Annotated in this window: 18 protein-coding genes; 8 read left to right on the forward strand and 10 right to left on the reverse strand. The window is 73.9% G+C overall.

The genetic code is table 11. The annotated features are described in order from the left end of the window. Positions 1 to 9: 9 nt before the first annotated feature. Positions 10 to 3,162 (reverse strand): ATP-binding protein, encoded by a 3,153-nt coding sequence (locus tag KZQ38_RS06560; RefSeq protein ID WP_219440363.1) that lies wholly within the window; start codon positions 3,160 to 3,162, stop codon positions 10 to 12. A 109-nt stretch (positions 3,163 to 3,271) separates the two neighbouring features. Between KZQ38_RS06560 and KZQ38_RS06565 the strand changes: the two genes are divergently transcribed. Next, complete coding sequence (locus tag KZQ38_RS06565) at positions 3,272 to 4,126, forward strand: alpha/beta fold hydrolase (RefSeq protein WP_219439619.1); 855 nt, start codon at positions 3,272 to 3,274, stop codon at positions 4,124 to 4,126. Between the two features lie 45 nt (positions 4,127 to 4,171). On the opposite strand, the gene KZQ38_RS06570 is transcribed toward KZQ38_RS06565, so the two are convergent. Both KZQ38_RS06570 and KZQ38_RS06575 read right to left on the reverse strand, forming a co-directional pair. Then, a complete protein-coding gene (locus KZQ38_RS06570; protein ID WP_308258273.1) occupies positions 4,172 to 4,432 on the reverse strand; it encodes a heavy-metal-associated domain-containing protein in 261 nt (86 codons plus the stop codon). Between the two features lie 51 nt (positions 4,433 to 4,483). Continuing rightward, positions 4,484 to 5,068: a TetR/AcrR family transcriptional regulator gene (locus tag KZQ38_RS06575; RefSeq protein ID WP_257900948.1), complete on the reverse strand. Its 585-nt coding sequence runs from the start codon at positions 5,066 to 5,068 to the stop codon at positions 4,484 to 4,486. A gap of 93 nt (positions 5,069 to 5,161) precedes the next feature. On the opposite strand from KZQ38_RS06575, the gene KZQ38_RS06580 reads away from it, so the two are divergent. Further along, positions 5,162 to 5,380: a hypothetical protein gene (locus tag KZQ38_RS06580; protein ID WP_219439623.1), complete on the forward strand. Its 219-nt coding sequence runs from the start codon at positions 5,162 to 5,164 to the stop codon at positions 5,378 to 5,380. Positions 5,381 to 5,434: 54 nt separating this feature from the next. Here KZQ38_RS06580 and KZQ38_RS06585 read toward each other — a convergent pair whose 3' ends face one another. The 5 genes from KZQ38_RS06585 to KZQ38_RS06605 all read right to left on the reverse strand — a co-directional run bounded on the left by KZQ38_RS06585 (position 5,435) and on the right by KZQ38_RS06605 (position 9,939). Further along, complete coding sequence (locus tag KZQ38_RS06585) at positions 5,435 to 7,672, reverse strand: heavy metal translocating P-type ATPase (protein WP_257901015.1); 2,238 nt, start codon at positions 7,670 to 7,672, stop codon at positions 5,435 to 5,437. Between the two features lie 22 nt (positions 7,673 to 7,694). Next, a complete protein-coding gene (locus KZQ38_RS06590) occupies positions 7,695 to 8,594 on the reverse strand; it encodes a DUF8832 domain-containing protein (protein WP_219439627.1) in 900 nt (299 codons plus the stop codon). A 60-nt stretch (positions 8,595 to 8,654) separates the two neighbouring features. Continuing rightward, complete coding sequence (locus tag KZQ38_RS06595; protein WP_219439629.1) at positions 8,655 to 8,861, reverse strand: heavy-metal-associated domain-containing protein; 207 nt, start codon at positions 8,859 to 8,861, stop codon at positions 8,655 to 8,657. 17 nt (positions 8,862 to 8,878) lie between these two features. Further along, on the reverse strand, positions 8,879 to 9,160 hold the full coding sequence (locus KZQ38_RS06600; RefSeq protein WP_219439631.1) for a metal-sensitive transcriptional regulator: 282 nt from the start codon (positions 9,158 to 9,160) through the stop codon (positions 8,879 to 8,881). Between the two features lie 140 nt (positions 9,161 to 9,300). Beyond that, entirely contained in the window at positions 9,301 to 9,939 is a 639-nt protein-coding gene (locus KZQ38_RS06605) for a hypothetical protein (protein ID WP_219439633.1), read from the reverse strand. A gap of 475 nt (positions 9,940 to 10,414) precedes the next feature. On the opposite strand from KZQ38_RS06605, the gene KZQ38_RS06610 reads away from it, so the two are divergent. Next, positions 10,415 to 11,785, forward strand: a complete 1,371-nt coding sequence (locus KZQ38_RS06610) for a hypothetical protein (protein WP_219439635.1) — start codon at positions 10,415 to 10,417, stop codon at positions 11,783 to 11,785. A gap of 27 nt (positions 11,786 to 11,812) precedes the next feature. After that, entirely contained in the window at positions 11,813 to 13,012 is a 1,200-nt protein-coding gene (locus tag KZQ38_RS06615) for a cysteine desulfurase-like protein (protein WP_219439637.1), read from the forward strand. A 13-nt stretch (positions 13,013 to 13,025) separates the two neighbouring features. Here KZQ38_RS06615 and KZQ38_RS06620 read toward each other — a convergent pair whose 3' ends face one another. Further along, positions 13,026 to 14,258 carry an epoxide hydrolase family protein gene (locus KZQ38_RS06620; protein ID WP_308258274.1) on the reverse strand — a complete coding sequence of 411 codons (1,233 nt, stop codon included), beginning with the start codon at positions 14,256 to 14,258 and terminating at the stop codon, positions 13,026 to 13,028. A gap of 87 nt (positions 14,259 to 14,345) precedes the next feature. Here KZQ38_RS06620 and KZQ38_RS06625 point away from each other — a divergent pair, with 87 nt between their 5' ends. After that, positions 14,346 to 14,669: a helix-turn-helix domain-containing protein gene (locus KZQ38_RS06625; RefSeq protein ID WP_219439639.1), complete on the forward strand. Its 324-nt coding sequence runs from the start codon at positions 14,346 to 14,348 to the stop codon at positions 14,667 to 14,669. A 289-nt stretch (positions 14,670 to 14,958) separates the two neighbouring features. Here KZQ38_RS06625 and KZQ38_RS06630 read toward each other — a convergent pair whose 3' ends face one another. Next, positions 14,959 to 15,450 carry an SRPBCC family protein gene (locus tag KZQ38_RS06630; RefSeq protein WP_308258275.1) on the reverse strand — a complete coding sequence of 164 codons (492 nt, stop codon included), beginning with the start codon at positions 15,448 to 15,450 and terminating at the stop codon, positions 14,959 to 14,961. A gap of 124 nt (positions 15,451 to 15,574) precedes the next feature. On the opposite strand from KZQ38_RS06630, the gene KZQ38_RS06635 reads away from it, so the two are divergent. Genes KZQ38_RS06635 through KZQ38_RS06645 form a run of 3 tightly spaced genes read left to right on the forward strand, consistent with a single transcriptional unit; the run spans position 15,575 to position 18,305 of the window. Further along, positions 15,575 to 16,381, forward strand: a complete 807-nt coding sequence (locus KZQ38_RS06635) for a CoA transferase subunit A (RefSeq protein ID WP_219439640.1) — start codon at positions 15,575 to 15,577, stop codon at positions 16,379 to 16,381. Continuing rightward, entirely contained in the window at positions 16,378 to 17,133 is a 756-nt protein-coding gene (locus tag KZQ38_RS06640; RefSeq protein WP_219439642.1) for a CoA-transferase subunit beta, read from the forward strand. Before KZQ38_RS06635 ends, KZQ38_RS06640 begins: the two co-directional genes overlap by 4 nt. After that, positions 17,130 to 18,305 (forward strand): thiolase family protein, encoded by a 1,176-nt coding sequence (locus KZQ38_RS06645; protein WP_219439644.1) that lies wholly within the window; start codon positions 17,130 to 17,132, stop codon positions 18,303 to 18,305. The genes KZQ38_RS06640 and KZQ38_RS06645 overlap by 4 nt, the downstream gene beginning before the upstream one ends.

The raw sequence follows: 18,305 nt of genomic DNA on the forward strand, positions 1-18,305 counted from the left end.
TGTTCCGGCTCAGTTCTCCCAGTGCGGCGCACCCGCTTTGCGCGCCACCTCCCGCGCCCGGCGGAAATGCGCCTCGGCGGCGTCCGGCAGGTCCAGCGCGACCGCCAGCCGGCCGAGGTAACCGGCCACCGGTCCGAGCGTGAGCAACCCGCTCCCGGCACCGGCGAGTTCACCGGCGGCGGGCAGCAGCCCGGCGTAGACGTGCCGCATCAGGTCCCGGTCGCCCGCCGCCAGCGCGACGGTCGCCGTCAGGCACGTCCGCGCCTCGTACAGCAGGTCGCGTGGCGACTCGCGCACCGCCGCGCGCGCCTCGTCCGGCCGCCCGGCGGCGAGCAGCTCCACCGCGCGTGCCCACGGCAGGTACGGTCCCCAGTCACCGGCGGGTTCCACCGGTCGACCGGACTGGACCCGTTGGCACAGCAGGGCGAACGGCAGGATGCCCGCCTCCAGCCCGGCCATGCCGGCACCGCCCAGCCGGGCCGCGGCGGCGCGGTAGGCGGGTTCGGCGTCCTCGCCCGCCACCGCCAGCCGGAGCGCGGCGTACCACTCGGTGAACACGCCGACCAGCGGCAGTTCGTGGTGGGCGGCGAGCCGGTCCACGGCCTCGGCGTGGCGGTCGGCCGCGCCCAGCTCCGCGAGCGCCGAGTGGGCCTGGAGCAGCACGAGCCTGCCCAGCACCTCGAACGCCACCAGGCCGTGCTCCTGCGCCACGGCGAGCAGTTCGTGCCCGATGCGCACGCGGTCCGGCGCGCGCCCGGCCCGGTCGAACGACTGCATGAACCGGCCGTTGAGGGCGAACGCGAGCAGCGCCGGGTCGTCCAGCTCACGCGCGATCGCCTCCGCCTCCCGCGCCGCCTCGGCGGCCCGGGGTGACACCGCGCCCCGGGTCTCCAGCGCGATCACGCCGAGCAGCCGGGCCCGCGTGGCGCGCTGATCGGGTTCCAGCGCGCCGAGGGTGCGCTCGGCGACCGCGACCACGTGGTCCGCCAGCTCCTGGTCGTCGTTGCCGGGCCAGTTGGCGGGCACGTCGAACGCACCCACGACGGCGGCGGTCAGCGCCGGGTCGCCCAGCCGCTCGGCGGCGCGCAGCGCCTCGGCGCGGTACCGACGCGCGCCCGCCAGGTCGCCGGTCACGGCGAGCGCCCGCACCAGACCCGTCACCGCCGCGAGCCGCGCCCGCACGTCGCCGCCGGACGAGCCCGGCCCCGACACCGACTCAGGCCCCGCGAGCCCCGCCCGCGCATCACCACCGGGCGAGCCCCGCACCCCCGCCCGCGCATCACCACCGGGCGAGTCCTGCGCCGTTTCCAGTTCCGCTCGCGCCTCACCGCCGGCGCGGTCGTGGGCGGCGACGGCGGCTCGCCACCAGCGCAACGCCTCGTGCGGTGCGAACCGCCGTTCGGCCCGTTCCGCCGCCATGCGCGCGTAGTACGCCGCTTTCCCCGCCGTGGCACGGCTTTCCGCCCGCACGTGGTGGTGCGCGATCACCTCCACCTCCGTGGGCCGCGTGCGCTCGACCTCCTCGGCCGCGGCGGTGTGCCAGCGGGCCCGCCGGGCCGCCGGGGTGTCCGCGTACAGGGTGTCCCGGACCAGGTCGTGGGCGAACCGCACCTCGTCCGGCCCGCGCTCGGTCACGAAACCCAGCAGCTGCGCCGACTCCACGGCGTCCAGCACGGCCGCCTCGTCACCCGCGACCGCCACCAGCAGGTCCAGGTCGACGTCCCGCCCGAGCACCGCCGCCTGCCGCAGCACCCGCCGGTGCTCCGGGGACAACGCCGCCTCGCGCCGCCGGATCACGTCCCGCACGTTCTCCGGCACGGCCGTCAGCGCGGCGACGCCCTCGGTGTCCAGCAGGCGGGCCAGTTCCCGGGCGAAGAACGGGTTGCCGCCGCTGCGGCGGTGCACGGCGCGGGCGGTGGCGTCGTCCACGGCGCGGTCCGCGGTCACCCGGACCAGGCGCACCACGTCGGCTTCCGGCAGCCCGCCCAGGTACACCCGGACGGGCTCGGCGCGGGCGAACCGGCCCAGTGCCTCGCGCAGCGCGGCGGACACCTCCGCGGTCCGGTACGTGCCGACCACCAGCACCGGCGTGCCCGGCGGCGTGGCGAGCAGGGACGTCAACCACGTCAACACGTCCTCGCCCGCCCAGTGCAGGTCGTCCACGACCAGCAGCACCGGACCCGGCCCGACGACCGGCGGCGGTTCGGCGGGACCGCCGTGCTCCTGGTTGCGCCGCCACGCGGTGGTCCAGCGCAGCCGCGCCGCGACCTCCTCGGCCAACGCCGTCTTGCCCGCGCCCGCGTCACCGGACACCAGGGCGAGCCCGACCCGCCGCCGCGCCGCGACGTCCGCCGCCGCGCCCAGCAGCCGGTCGACCTCGGCGGCCCGCCCGAAGAAGGGCCGGGTCGCGGTCGGCGCGGGCAGCAGGTGCGGCGCGTGGTCGAGGATGTCGGCCTCCAGCCTGCGTAGCTCGGGACCCGGGTCGACGCCCAGCTCCTCGGCCAGCGACCGCCGGGCCCGCCGCAACGCGGCCAGCGCGTCCGCCTGCCGACCCGACCGGTAGAGCGCGAGCGCCAGCAGCCGCCACGCGCCCTCCCGCCACGGCGATCCCGCCAGGTGGGCCTCCAGGTCGGCGACCGCCTCCGCCGGGCGGCCCAGCGCCAGCACCGCCGCCACCCGCCGCTCCACCGCCAGCAGGCGCAGCTCGTCCAGCCGCGCCGCCTCGCCCCGCGCCCACGGCTGGTCGGCGAACTCCGCGTACGCCGGACCGCGCCACAACGCCAGCGCCGCGTCCGCCGCGGCCAGCGCCACCGCCGGGTCGGGGTCGTCCGCCGCGCGCAGGGCCGCCTCGAACCGCACCGCGTCCACGTCGTCGGTCCGCAGCGCGTAGCCGGGCGCGGCGGTCACCAGCAGCCGCGGTGGCGTGCGGGCGGGCCGGTCCGGTTCCAGCGCGCGGCGCAGGGTGAACACGAAGCTCTGGATCGCGCCGACCGCGCCCTCCGGCGGGTCTGTCCACAGGTCGTCCACCAGGCGGGTGACCGGCACGACGCGGCCACCGGCCACCAGCAGGCGCGCCAGCACCGCCCGGTGCCGCGGCCCCCTGAGGTCGACCGGGCCGTCCGGGCGGTCGGCCGAAAGCGGGCCGAGCACGCCGAACTCCACCGCCACGTCACCAGCCTAACCCCGGGAAAAGACCTGCTCAGCGGACGCTGACCGGTTGCTGACCGGCGGCGGCCACGCTCGGGGAGCACTCGACGAAAGGTGTCAGGACATGATCACGGGATTCGACCGGCAGCGCGTCACCGTCGCCGACGGCGTCGCGCTGAACGTGGCGGTGGGCGGCTCGGGCAGCCCGGTCGTGCTGCTGCACGGCTTCCCCCAGACCCACCTGATGTGGCGGCACGTGGCCGCCGACCTGGCCGCCGACCACACGGTCATCTGCCCCGACCTGCGTGGCTACGGCGACAGCGACAAGCCGGCCGACGGCTACGCGAAGCGCGTGATGGCGGCCGACGTGGTGGCGTTGGCACGGGCGTTCGGCTTCGAGCGGTTCGCGCTCGCCGGGCACGACCGGGGCGCGCTGGTCGCGATCCGCGCGGGCCTGGACCACCCGGAGGCGATCACCCACCTGGCGGCGCTGGACGTGCTGCCCACGCTCGACTCGTGGGAGGTGATGAGCGGGCTCTCCGCCGCTGTCGGCTACCACCTGTACCTGATGGCGCAGGAGGCGGACCTGCCGGAACAGCTCATCGCGGGCGCGCCGGACGCGTTCTTCGGGCACTTCCTGGACGTGTGGACGCGTGACCCGGCGGCGCTGGCGGACGTGCGGGACGCCTACCTGGCGGCGTCGCGGGCGGCGATCCCGTCGATCGTCGCGGACTACCGCGCGTCGGCGACGGTGGACGTGGCGCACGACGAGGCGGACCGTGCGGCGGGCCGGAAGCTGACCATGCCGGTGACCGTGCTGCAACAGGACTGGGGCACGGCGCTGGGCTTCGACGCGGCGGGCCGCTGGCGGGCGTGGGCCGACGACCTGGTGCACGAGACGGTGTCGGTCGGGCACTTCATGGCCGAGGAGTCACCGGCCGAGGTGGTGCGGGCGCTGCGCGCGCTGCTGACGCGGTGAGCCGACCCGGTCGGCGGGCCCGCGGGTCCGCCGACCGGGACCGGGTCAGGACCGGGTGGTGGCGTAGCCCGCGCCGGACACGGCGGCGGTGACGTCGGCGTCCCGGACGTCGCCCGCGACGGTGAGCCGACCGGTGGCCACGTCCACCTCGACGTCGGTGACGCCGGGCACGCCGCGCACCGCTTCGGTCACCTTGGTCGCGCACGAGCCGCAGCTCATCCCGGTGACGACGAAGTCGAGCCCGGTCACCGACCGCTCGACGGGACCGGCGTCCGAGTGGCAGCCGCACATGGTGGAACCTCCCACGTCACAGATACCCCCTATGGGTATTGGGTACACCATACCCCCCACCGGTGTTCAGCCCGCGAGCACCCGGTCGAGCTGGTGGTCCAGCACCACCCGCGCCGCCTCCGGCGTGCGGTGCCCGATCGCGATGTCGACGCCCAGGCTGACGGCGAGCGCCCACAGGACGTCGGCGTCCACCCGGTCGTCACGCCCCGGACCACGCCGGGCCGCCGCGATCAGGTCGGCGGTGAACGTGATCAACCCGTCGTCACCCGGCGCCAGCACGCGGGCCATGGACGGGTCGGCGACGGCACGTCCCAGCACGGCCACCGAGAACCGCAGCAGGCGGGTGCTCTCCTCGTCGCCCCGGAGCAGGGCGTGCAGGCACTCGCGCAGCACCCGCTCCGGCCCGACGCCGTCGATCTCCGCGATGGTCCGCTCGATGCGGGCGTTCATCGCGCGCACGCACCGGTCCAGCGCGTCCCGCAGCAACGCCTCCATGGTCGGGAAGTAGTGCTGCACCTGCCCCATCGACACGCCGGCCTCCGCCGCGACCCCGCGCAGCGTCACCCCTTCCAGGCCACCGCGGACGGCGAGCGACCACACCGCCTCGGCCAACCGCCCGCGCCGCTCCTCGTGGTCCACGACCTTCGGCATAGCCACCCTCTTTTTCCATGCGCCCGCATTGCCAACCGCCCGCCCATCCTATTACAGTGCAAGTGCATTGGAACGCGGCTCAGGGGGAGTGCGATGAGGTTCGACGTGGCGCAGGTGCTCGCGATGGTGGTGCTGGCCCTGTCGGTGCAGGGCGCGATCCGGATCCTGCTCGACCACGCCCACGGTGGCCTGCTCGACTGGCTGCCCGGCGGGTTCCCGGCCCGGCTCGCCACCTACGCGACGGCCGCGGTGATCGGCGCGGTGGTCGCGGGCTGGGCGCACCGCCGGGCGAAGAAGCTCGGCAGGCGGTGACGGCGACGGCCCGGAGTCCCGAGTGGGATTCCGGGCCACCGCCGTGCTTCCCGCTCAGCCGACCCGAGCGGGCTCGGGACGGGCGGCCGGGGTCGGCGTGCCGCGGTCGGTCGGCGTGGTGCCGCGGAAACCACGCAGCCGCAGGCTGTTCGTCACCACGAACACCGACGAGAACGCCATCGCCGCACCCGCGATCATCGGGTTCAGCAAGCCCGCGGCGGCCAGCGGGAGGGCGGCCACGTTGTAGGCGAACGCCCAGAACAGGTTGCCCTTGATGGTGGCCAGCGTCCGACGCGCCAGCCGGATCGCGTCCACCGCCGCCAGCAGGTCGCCCCGCACCAGCGTGAGGTCGCTCGCCTCGATCGCGGCGTCGGTGCCGGTGCCCATGGCCAGGCCCAGGTCGGCCTTGGCCAGCGCCGCCGCGTCGTTCACGCCGTCGCCGACCATCGCGACCACCCGGCCCTCGGCCTGCAACCGCGCCACGACGTCGACCTTCTCCTCCGGCAGCACCTCGGCGATCACCTCGGCGATGCCGACCTCGGCGGCCACCGCCCGCGCGGCGGCCTCATTGTCGCCGGTCAGCAGCACCGGCGTGAGGCCGAGCCCGCGCAACCGCCGCACCGCCTCCGCCGACGTCGGCTTCACGGCGTCCGCGACCACCAGCACGGCCCGCGCCCGCCCGTCCCACGCGACGAGCACCGCCGTGCGGCCCCGCGCCTCGGCGGCGCGCTTGGCCTCCGCCAGCTCACCGTCCAGGTGCACGCCCCACTCGGCGAGCAGGCGTTCCCGGCCGACCACCACCGCGTGCCCGTCGACCACGCCCTGCACGCCCAGGCCCTCGGTGTTCCGGAAGTCCTCCACGGCGGGCAGCTCGCCGACCCGCGCCACCGCGCCGGCCGCGACCGCCTTCGCGATCGGGTGCTCCGAGGCGTGCTCCAACGCGCCCGCGAGCCGCAGCACCTCGTCCTCGTCGGCGTCCACCGCGTGCACGCCCACCAGGCTCATCCGGCCGGTGGTGACGGTGCCGGTCTTGTCCAGCACCACGGTGTCCACCCGGCGGGTCGACTCCAGCACCTCCGGCCCCTTGATCAGGATGCCGAGCTGCGCGCCGCGCCCGGTGCCGACCAGCAACGCGGTCGGCGTGGCCAGGCCCAGGGCGCACGGGCAGGCGATGATCAGCACCGCGACGGCCGCGGTGAACGCCGCCGCCACGCCCTCACCCGTGCCCAGCCAGAACGCCAGCGTGCCCGCGGCCAGCGCGATCACGATCGGCACGAACACCGCCGACACCCGGTCGGCCAACCGCTGGACCCGGGCCTTGCCGTTCTGCGCGTCCTCCACCAGCTTCGCCATCCGGGCGAGCTGGGTGTCCGCGCCCACCCGGACCGCGCGCACGACCAGCCGACCGCCCGCGTTCACGGTCGCGCCGACCACGCCGTCACCCGGCCCGACCTCGACCGGCACGGATTCCCCGGTCACCGTGCTCGCGTCGACCGCCGAGCTGCCCTCCTCGACCACGCCGTCGGTGGCGATCTTCTCGCCCGGCCGCACCACGAACCGGTCGCCGACCACCAGCTCCGCCACGGGCACCCGCTGCTCGCGGCCGTCCCGCAGCACCGCGACGTCCTTCGCGCCCAGCTCCAGCAGCGCCGTCAGCGCCGCGCCCGCCCGGCGCTTGGACCGCGCCTCGAAGTACCGGCCCGCCAGGATGAACGTCGTCACCCCGGCCGCGACCTCCAGGTAGATCGAGCCCGCGCCGTCCGTGCGGGCGATGGTCAGCTCGAACGGGTGGGTCATGCCGGGCTCGCCCGCCGTGCCGAACAGCAGCGCGTACAGCGACCAGGCGAACGCGGCCAGCGTGCCCATCGAGATCAGCGTGTCCATGGTGGCCGCGCCGTGCCGCAGGTTGGTCCACGCGGCGCGGTGGAACGGCAGCGCGCCCCACACCAGCACCGGCCCGGCGAGCGCCAGCGAGATCCACTGCCAGTGGGTGAACTGGAGCGCGGGGACCATCGCCAGGGCGATCACCGGCAGCGACAGCACCGCCGACACCACCAGCCGCTGCCGCAGCGCGGCGGTCGGGTCGTCCGACCGCTCCGCCGCGACGGGCTCGGCCGCCGGGAGGGTCGCGCCGTAGCCGGCGGCCTCCACCTCCGCGACCAGTTCCGCCGGGTCGAGCCCCGCCGGGAAGGAGACCTTGGCCTTCTCGGTGGCGTAGTTGACGGTCGCGGTGACGCCGTCCAGCCTGTTGAGCTTGCGCTCGATCCGGGCGGCGCACGAGGCGCACGTCATGCCCGTGATCGACAGTTCCAGGTCAGTGGCCACGACCCGCCTCCACGGTGAACTCGGCGGTGCGCACGACGCCGTCGTGCTGGAAGTCCAGGAAAAGCCGGTACGTGCCGGCGGTGGGCGTCTCGGCGGTGAACGACACCTCCGGCCCCGGCGCGGTCCTGCCGTCACCGCCCTCGGGGTGGACGTGCAGGTACGCGAGGTCGCCCTGGCGCAACGCTACGAGGTGCCCGTACGCGCCCAGGTAGGGCTGGAGGTCGGTGACCGGGCGCCCGTCCCGCGTGACGGTCAGCCGGATCGGCGACGCCTCGCCCGCGACCAGGTCGCCGGCCAGGCGGACCCGGTAGCCGTCGACCTCGGCGACCCGCGACGGCGCGTGGGCACGCGGCTCGTACCCACCGGCGACCGAGACGTCCGCGCCCAGCGTGACGGCCTCGCCGCCGGTCGGCTTGAAGTCGGCGAACACCCGGTAGACGCCCCCTTCGGGGAAGTCCAGGGCGGTCGACCACGTGCCGTCCGGCGCCATCTCCGGGTGGACGTGGCGGAAGTGCGCGGTGTCCCGGCGCACGACGATCAGGTGCAGTCGCTTCTCGTGCTCGACGTCGAACGCCGTGACGGCGTTGCCGGCGTGGTCCAGGACGCGGAAGGTGAAGGGCGTGCCCGGGGTCTGCGTCGAGTCGGTGGGCGTGAGGGTGTAGCCGCCCCTGGACGACGCGAGCCCGGCGGGCTGGTCCCGCTCGGCCCCCGCGACGGTGGCGCCGTGTGCGTCCCCGTGCCCGGCTTCCTCGCCGCCGTGCGTGCCGCCGTGACCGCGTGGCGCGGACTCGGCGGTCAGGGGACCGACAGCGCTCCCGGCCGCCCAGGCCGCTCCCGCGACCAGGACGAGCACCGCACCGTAGGCGGAGAGCTTCGCTGCTGTGTTCATGGTGGTGTTCCTCGGAACTTGTGGCGTCCGCCCGCGCGGGCGGACGCCGATGGGTGGTGCTCAGCTCACGAGCGCGTAGCCCGCTTCCTCGACCGCCGCGCGCACGTCCGCCTCGGCGACCGGCACGGCGCTGGTGACCTTGACCTCGCCCGTGGGCAGGTCCACGGCCACATCGGTCACACCGTCGATCCTGGTGACCTCCTCGGTCACCGACGCCACGCAGTGGCCGCAGGTCATGCCGGTGACGGTGAACACGGACTGTGCCATGGGAATCTCTCCTCGTGTCATGACTTGACCAGGCGCGCGATGGCCTCGCTCGCCTCGCGCACCTTCTCGTCGGCGCTCTCGCCGCCCTGCGCCAGCGCGTCGGCGACGCAGTGCTTGAGGTGCGCGTCGAGCAGACCGAGCGAAACCGCCTGGAGCGCCTTGGTGGCCGCCGCGATCTGGGTGAGGACGTCGATGCAGTATTCGTCGGCCTCCACCATCCGCTGCAAACCGCGGACCTGGCCCTCGACGCGGCGCAGCCGCGCCAGGTAGTCGTCCTTCCCGGTGCCGTACCCACGCATGTCCCGCTCCTCTCGACACCTGGATTTATACCCCCAGGGGGTACCCGTCGCAACGCGGGGAGATGCGGAACACACCCCCAGGGGGTATGCGGTAAGCACACCACGCCGGTCTCGGGTGGACCGACGCGGGGGTGGGTGGATCAGAAGAAGTGCTCGTGGCACAGCTCGCCGGCGAACCGGTGCCGCGCGTGCTCCCACATCCGCGGCCCGTACACCGGGTCGTCCGCGAGGTCGGTGTAGCTCTCGAACTCGTGCCGGACGAGGCCGACCGCCTCCGCCGCGTACACGTCGAAACCCGGGTACATCAGGCCCGCGAACGGCATGTCGTCCACGTCGAGCGCGAGCACCGGGTACTCGCCCGCCGAATCCGGCTCGCCCACCGCCAGCACCCGGCGCGAGTCCGACCCGCCGGGCAGCAGGAAGCACTCGGGGAACCCGTCCGCCACCGACCGGTAGCACTCGCCCCAGAACTCGCCCAGCTCGTCGCCCGCGAGCCGGTCCAGCGGCCGGGGCGCGAAGCCGCCGTCCGGCGCGAACCAGCCGAAGCGCTCGAACAGACCGGTGTCGAAGGCCAACCACGCCCGGAGGCTCGGCGACAGCGGCCGGCCGGACGGGAACACCGCCGCCGCCAACGCGTCATCCGGCATCGGCTTCGCCGGACCGTCCACCCACGGCACGCGGACGTGGTCGAACATCGACCGCTCCGGGTCGCGCCGCACCGATTCGATCACGAGTTCCGCCAGCGCCGCGCCGTGCGCGACGCCTTGTGCTTCCACCATGGCGCGCAAGCTAACAGCGGGCACCGACAGTCCACGGTGGTCGGCGCGCCCGATGGTCCCGACGGGTTCGGGACCTCCGACTCTGCGCGCACCCCGTTCGCGGACGGCACAGTTGTCGGTGGAGAAGGGAGGTGGACGTGGGACGACCCGATTGAGCGGGGCGCACATCGCGCGTATCGGCGGCAACGCGTCGCCACCGCTGCCCACGACACCACGCCGACCGCTCCGCACCGCGTCGAGCCTGATGACCTGAGGCGGTATTCGGGAACCGCCTCCGCCCGGCGGCCAGGGGATGGCACACCCCCAAGCCTCTCCTCGGTCGCCCCGGCCTGGACGTGCCACCCGGCGTGTGCCGGGTGGCACGTCCTCGCCAAGCACCTTCGGGATTCCGGCCGTGCCGGACCCCGCGCCACCGCTAGGGTTGCGCGTTCGCTCGCCACGACCAGGTAGGTGCGACCTGTCCCCCGCCTTACGCGTGCTCACCCGTCTCGTGACGGCCATCGCGTTCGCCACGACGTACACCGCCCTGCACTTCGCGATCACCGCAGCCGAGGACTTCCAAGCCCACCAACGCTTCCGCGAGGCGCCGGCGCGGGCGACGGCGTTGCTCGACGCGCTTCCCAACGACGCGGAAGCGCACGCCGACTTCCTGTACGAGAACGCGCCGTTCCTCGGCGAAACCCGAGACCTCCTCGGTCCCCCTCTGACGACCGTGCCGCCGGGTTTCGCCGACTCGCTCATCACGGCCGTCCACGCCGACCAAGCGGCGTTGCGACGCGAGTTGGACGAGTCCACCGCCCCACTGCCCGGCTGGTCGCTCGCCGCGGCGATGACGATCGCGGCGGCCGTGGCGCTGCGGCGGCGGCGACACCGCGCGGCGGACGGCCTGGCCGCGTTCGTCGGCACGCACGCCCGCCGCCGGCCGTGGTGGTGGCGACCGGTCTTCCTGACCACGAGCGGTCTCGGGCTGGCACTGGTGGTGGCGGGTTTCCTCACGGGCCAGTTGGCGCTGCGCTCGAACTCCTTCCCGTTCGGCGCCCGGATCGCCACCGTCGTCGGTGGTGTCGCCGCCCTGCTCGGCGGGCTGCTGGTGCTCCGGTACTCCCGGCCACGCTCGGCACGGGACGCCGTGCGCGCGCTGCGTGCCGACGGACGCCGACCCGTGCTGTACCTGCGTGCGTTCGACGACGACCACACGGCCGCGAAGGTCGACAACGCGCCGTCGGTCGGGACGACCGGCCTGATGCTGCACACCCGCGAGGAGCAGTTGGCGGACGCGTTGCACGCGTTCGGACCGGTGATCGCCGTGGGCCGACCTGGCGAACCGCTGCCGCTGCTCGGCGCGGCCCGGTTCTACCTGCCCGACGCCGAGTGGCAGGACGGCGTCGCCCGGCTGATGGACGAGGCGCGGCTGGTGGTGCTGCGCCTCGGGTCCGGCGAGGGGCTGTGGTGGGAGGTGGAACGCGCGCACGCCACCCAGCCACCACGCAAGCTCCTGCTCCTGCTCACCGACGACCCCGGCCCGGCCGCCCGGCTCGCCGACCTGGTCGGCAGTGGTCCCCTGCTGGCGGGCGTCGTCCCGGGCAACGCCCTCGCGTCGGCGGCCGTCGCGTTCGACGACGACTGGACACCACACGTCCACCAGGTGTCGCCGAACCGGCACGGCGTGCCCGCCTACCACGTGGCGAAGGCGATGCAGGAGGCGTTGGCGTCGGTCGGCACCCGGAAGCCGACCATGGCGGTGCGCGTCAACCTCGGGCTGCTGGTGACGTTGGGCAAGGGTCTGCTCATCGTGCCCGTGGGCGTGCTCGGCCTGCGCTTGGCGCGACTGCTCGATCTCCTCTGAACCCGCCCGGCCTGCCAGAGTGACGACATGACCTACGACGTCGCGGCCGTCCGCGCCCGCTTCCCCTCCCTGTCCTCCGGTGTCGCGCACTTCGACGGCCCCGGCGGGTCGCAGGTGCCCGCGGAGGTCGCGGACGCCGTGCGGGCCGTGCTGGTGGGGTCAATCGCCAACCGGGGCCGGGTGACGGCGGCCGAGCGCGCCGCCGACGACGTCGTGGTCGCCGCCCGCGTGGCGCTGGCCGACCTGCTGGCGGCGGAGCCGGCGGGGATCGTGTTCGGGCGCAGCATGACGCAGCTGACCTACGACTTCGCGCGGACGCTGGCCAAGACGTGGCGGCCGGGCGACGAAGTGGTGGTGACGCGGTTGGACCACGACGCCAACGTGCGACCGTGGGTGCACGCCGCCGAAGCGGTCGGCGCGGAGGTGCGGTGGGCGGCGTTCGACCCGGAGACCGGTGAGCTGACCGCGGCCGACGTCGCGCGCGTGTTGTCGGACCGGACGCGGCTGGTGGCGGTGACGGGTGCGTCCAACCTCATCGGCACCCGACCGCCGGTGGCGGAGATCGCCCGGGTCGTGCACGAGCAGGGGGCTCTGCTCTGGGTCGACGGCGTGCACCTCACGGCGCACCACGCGGTCGACGTGACGGCGCTCGGCGCGGACTTCTTCGTGTGCTCGCCGTACAAGTTCTTCGGGCCGCACTGCGGTGTGCTGGCGGCGGACCCCCGGCTGCTGGAGACCCTGGAACCGGACAAGCTGCTGCCGTCCGCGGACGCCGTCCCGGAGCGCTTCGAACTGGGCACGCTGCCGTACGAGCTGCTGGCCGGCTGCACCGCGGCCGTCGACTTCATCGCGGGCCTCGTCCCCGGCTCCGGGGCGCGGCGCACGCGGATCACCGCCTCGCTGGCCGCGGTCGCGGAGCACGAGGACCGCCTGCGCGCGGTGGTGGAGGCCGGTCTGCTGGACCTGCCGGGCGTCGAGGTCCGGTCCCGGGCGGGGCTGCGCACCCCGACGTTGTTGGCCACCTTCGCCCACCACACCGCGGCGGACGCGTACCGGTTCCTGGCGGAGGTGGGCGTCAACGCGCCGGCGGGTTCCTTCTACGCCGTGGAAACGTCCCGTTGGCTCGGCCTCGGCGACACCGGTGGCCTGCGGGTGGGTCTCGCCCCGTACTCGACGGAGGAGGACGTCTCCCGCCTGCTGACCGCCCTCCACCGCTTCCTGACCTGAGCGGTGCCGCCGGTCAGCGGCGACCGCGGAAGGTGCGGCGCAGGTCGTCCACCCAGCGGTCGGGGATCTCCCAGGGGATGAAGTGGCCGCCGGTGTCGTGGGCGGTGAGGTTGACGTGGTTGTACCAGGCGGCGCGGTCGCCGGCGAGGAAGTCCGCGACCCGCTCCGCCGTGGTGACGCCGGGCGGGTTCTCGTGGGCGACGAACGTGATGCCGGTCGGCGCTTCCACCACCGGCCAACGGTCGTGCGACGGGGTCCACGGGTAGCGGTTGTTGTTCGCGTAGGTGCGGATCGAGGTGCCGATCGCGTTGTTCACCCAGTAGATCATGGCGTGCGTCAGCAGCTCGTCCTTGGTGAACACGCGCTCGATGTCACCGCCGTTGTCGCTCCACGACCTCCACCGCTGGAGGATCCAGGCCAGCATCCCGACCGGCGAGTCCGTCAGGCCGTAGGACAGCGTGGCCGAGTCGAGGACGTGCGCGGCGAGGTGCACCGCGAACCGCTTCTCCCACGCCACCAACCGCGCCCGCACGTCATCGGGCAGCCCCTCGGGGATCGGCCGCCCGCCGCTGAGGTCCCACGCGCGGTCGCCGTTGAACAGGCTCAGCTTGAGGCCGGAGCCGATGTGGATGCCGTGCAGCTCGGCGGCGTACTTGTGCCCGAGCTGGCCGGTGACCAGCGCGCCCACGTCACAGCCCGCCGCGGCGTAGCGGTCGTGGCCGAGGACGTCGGTCATCAGGGTGTGCCAGAGGTCGGCCACCTTCCAGAAGTTCATGTCCGGGCGGTCGGGCAGCGGGGTGGAGAAGCCGAAACCGGGGAACGACGGCACGATCACGTCGAACGCCTCCGCCGGGTCGCCGCCGTGCGCGCCCGGGTCGGCCAGCGGGTCCACCACCCTGGCCCAGTGCCAGAACGTCCACGGCCACCCGTGCGTGAGGATCAGCGGCGTCGGGTTCGGGCCGACGCCGGGTTTGCGCATGAAATGGACCGGCACGCCGTCGATGGTCACCCGGAAGTGCTCGTACCGGTTGAGGTCGGCTTCGGCGGCACGCCAGTCGTAGGCGGTGCGCCAGTGCTCGACCAGTGCTCGCAGGTAGTCCTGGTTGACCCCGTAGTACCAGTCGTCGTTGCCGGTCTGGTCGGGCCAACGCGTCAGCTCCAGCCGTCGGCGCAGGTCGTCCAACACCTCGTCCGGCACGTGGATGGGCTCGGGCTTCAACGCGGCGGTGCGCTCCGTGTCGATCACGTCTGGAGTCTGCTATACCGGACGACATGTTTCCCGCCGTGCGCACACAACGTGTGGACGTTGCGTACGCGCAACTAGTATGGCGACGTGAGCGCTGAGCAGAACACCCCGTCGCGACTGTGGGCCTACATCGAGACCAACCTGGACAACCGGGGGCTCAACACGGGTCACCTGGCCCGAGCCACCGGCGTGCACCGCAGCCGGTTCACCGACTGGCGGCGCGGCAAGTCGATCAGCATCGAGACGTCCCGGGCCATCGCCAAGCTCTTCGAGGTGAGCCCGCTGGAGGTCCTGGTCGCCGCGGAACTGATCACGGAGGAGGAAGCCCAGCTCCGCCACACCCGCCCCAACCCGGCCGAGCTGAGCGACGAGGAACTGGTGGCCGAACTCAAGCGACGCCTCAAGCGCTGACCCCCGCCACCGCGGCCCGGCGCCTCCCCACCAGCTCCGGGCCGCACTCGCGCCTGTCCTCGAGGGTGAGGGCGGTTGATCCGCTGTGACCTCGGGTTCGTGGTGCGCATCCCCAGGCCGCGGAGGTAGTCCTTGACGGCTGCCTCCTCCCGAAACTTTCAGGGAGCCTGCCTGATAATTAGGGTCCCGCCGACCACCATCTGCCCCACGTCGGCAAGGCGGTCCGCGTCGGCAAGCGGGCCTGGGCCTTCGAGCGCGTCCGGGCCGAGGTCCGGCTTGAGGGCGGCTCCTAGTCGCGTTCCGCGACCTGCTTCAGCTTGGCCAACGTCGCCTCGATATTGTGCCGGTTCTGCGTCGCCCGATCGCGGACGCCGGTCGCCAGCGCGCTCAGCGGGCGGAACCAGGCGGGGCGCCGGTCCCACGTGCTCTCCGTGACGCGACAGCCCGTGCCGCTCGGCTCGACGTCGTACTGCCAGCGCGACACCGGCAGCCCCATCGAGTGGACCTCGAACGCGAACCGCCGCCCCGGCTCGGCATCGGTCACCGTGGCGACCGTCGACCACGACCGGCCCCCGCGGCGGTTGGCGCCCCGGAAGCGCGCGCCGACCCGCAGCCCCGGCGCGTCCAGCCACTGACCGCCGGAGAACTCCTCGGCCACGTCCGCCAACCCGGCCAGATCACTGATCAGCTCGTACACCCGCCCCGGCGGCGCGGCGACGTCGATCGCCCCGGTCGCGTCGGGAGCACGTCGGACCTCTGGTTCACGCGCAATCTCGTCCACAACCGCAATCTACTGACGGGTAAGAACCACGGGCCTCGTTCCGGCCCGACTTGACCGGTGCTACGTCACCTCGTATGTTCGTATGTAGAACTTCTGTTCGGCATACGAACACGTGAGGTTGCCCGTGGCGGAAATCGGAACGTTGGCGGACGCGGTCGGCGAACTCGTCGGCGACGGAGACGTGGTCGCGCTCGAAGGCTTCACCCACCTGATCCCGACGGCGGCCGGTCAGGAGATCATCCGGCAGGGCCGCCGTGACCTGACCCTGGTCCGGATGACGCCGGACATCGTGTACGACCAGCTCATCGGCGCGGGCTGCGCGCGCAAACTGGTGTTCTCGTGGGGCGGCAACCCCGGTGTCGGCTCCCTGCACCGGTTCCGCGACGCGGTGCAGAACTCCTGGCCGGTGCCCCTGGAGATCGAGGAGCACAGCCACGCCGGCATGGCCAACCGGTACGTCGCCGGCGCGTCCGGCCTGCCGTTCGCGGTGCTGCGCGGGTACGTGGGCACCGACCTGCCGTCCGTGACGGCCACCATCAAGCCCATCACGTGCCCGTTCACCGGCGAGCAGCTGACCGCGGTGCCCGCGCTCAACCCCGACGTGGCGATCATCCACGCGCAGCGCGCCGACCGGCAGGGCAACGTCCAGCTGTGGGGCCTGCTCGGCGTGCAGAAGGAAGCGGTGCTGGCGGCGCGGCGCAGCCTCGTGACGGTCGAAGAGGTCGTCGACGAGCTGACGCCGGTGCCGGGCGCGATCGTGCTGCCGTCGTGGGCGGTCACGAAGGTCGCCGAGGTGCCCGGTGGCGCGCACCCCTCCTACGCGCAGGGGTATTCGGAGCGGGACAACGCGTACTACGCCGAGTGGGACCCGATCAGCCGGGACCGCGAGGCGTTCGCCCAGTGGCTGGCCGGGATCAAGGAGGCGGCATGACCGACTGGACCTCCGACGAGATGATGGCGATCGCCGCCGCGCGCGCCCTGTCCGGGCGGCAACGCGTGTTCGTCGGCATCGGCCTGCCGTCCACGGCCGCCAACCTGGCCCGCCGCACCCACGCGCCGGACCTGGTGCTGGTCTACGAGTCGGGCACGCTCGGGTCCAAGCCGGACCGCCTGCCCGCCTCCATCGGTGACGGCGTGCTCGCCGAGACGGCGGACGCCGTGATCAGCGTGCCCGAGGTGTTCAACTACTGGTTGCAGCCCGGCCGGATCGACGTCGGGTTCCTCGGCGCGGCGCAGCTCGACCGGTTCGGCAACATCAACACCACCACCATCGGCGACGACTACCACCACCCGAAGGTGCGGCTGCCCGGCGCGGGCGGCGCGCCCGAGATCGCCGCGTCCTGCCGGGAGGTCTACGTCGTGGTGCGGCAGAGCAGCCGCTCCTTCGTGGAGAAGGTCGACTTCATCACCTCCTTCGGCCACGGCACGGGTCGGGGCGACCGCGAACGGCTCGGCCTGCGTGGCGCGGGACCCACCCTCGTGATCACCGACCTGGGTGTTTTCCGGCCCGACCCCGAGACCGCCGAACTGGTGCTGACCGACGTCCACGAGGGCGTCGAGCTGGACGCCGTCCGCGCCGCCACCGGGTGGGACCTCAAGGTCGTCGCCACGCTCGGCCGCACTCCCCCGCCCACCGCCGAGGAGCTGACCGCGTTGCGGGCGCTCAAGGAGGCATCGAAGTGACCGACGTGTTCGTGCTCGACGGCGTGCGCACGCCGTTCGGCCGCTACGGCGGCGCGTTGTCCGGCGTGCGGCCCGACGACCTGGCGGCGCACGTCGTGCGCACCGTGGTGGAGCGGGCCGGTGTCGAGCCGGCGGACGTGGACGAGGTCGTGCTCGGCGACGCCAACCAGGCGGGCGAGGACAACCGCAACGTGGCGCGCATGGCGGCGTTGCTCGCCGGTTTCCCCACGTCCGTGCCCGGCACCACGGTGAACCGGTTGTGTGGCTCAGGCATGGACGCCGTCATGCAGGCGTCCCGGACCGTCGCGGTCGACGACGCGTCGCTGGTCGTCGCGGGCGGTGTCGAGTCCATGAGCCGTGCGCCGTGGGTGTTGCTCAAGCCGGGCAAGGGCTTTCCCGCCGGCCACGAGAAGCTGCACTCCACCACCCTCGGCTGGCGGATGACGAACCCCGGGATGCCGGCGGAGTGGACGGTGTCGCTGGGCGAGGCGACCGAGGTCCTGGCCGAGAGGTACGGCGTGTCCCGCGAGCGGCAGGACGAGTTCGCGCTGCGCAGCCACCAGCTCGCCGCGAAGGCGTGGGACGAGGGGTTCTACGACAGCCACGTCGTCCCCGTGCCGGGTGCCGACCTGACCCGTGACGAGGCCGTCCGCCCCGACACCAGCCCGGAGAAGCTGGCACGCCTCAAGCCCGCGTTCCGCCCGGAGGGGACGGTCACCGCGGGCAACGCCTCGCCGCTCAACGACGGCGCGTCGGCCCTCCTGGTCGGCTCCGCGTCGGCCGCGGCACGGCACGGGATCACGCCGCTGGCGCGGATCGCCGGTCGCGGCGCGGCGGGCGTCGACCCGCAGGTGTTCGGGATCGGGCCCGTGCGGGCCGCCGAGATCGCGCTCCGGCGGGCCGGCATCGGGTGGGGCGACCTGGCCGCCGTCGAGCTGAACGAGGCGTTCGCCGCCCAGTCGCTGGCGTGCCTGGCGGACTGGCCGGACCTGGACCCGGCGATCGTCAACGTCAACGGGGGTGCCATCGCGCTCGGGCACCCGCTCGGCGCGTCCGGCGGCCGGGTGATCCTCCAGCTGGCGCACGAGCTGCGCCGCCGCGGTGGCGGCTGGGGCCTGGCCGCGTTGTGCATCGGGGTCGGGCAGGGCCTGGCCGTCGTGCTGGAGGCGTAG

This window comes from Saccharothrix obliqua, assembly GCF_019375475.1.
GTDB classification, from domain to species: Bacteria; Actinomycetota; Actinomycetes; order Mycobacteriales; family Pseudonocardiaceae; genus Actinosynnema; species Actinosynnema obliqua.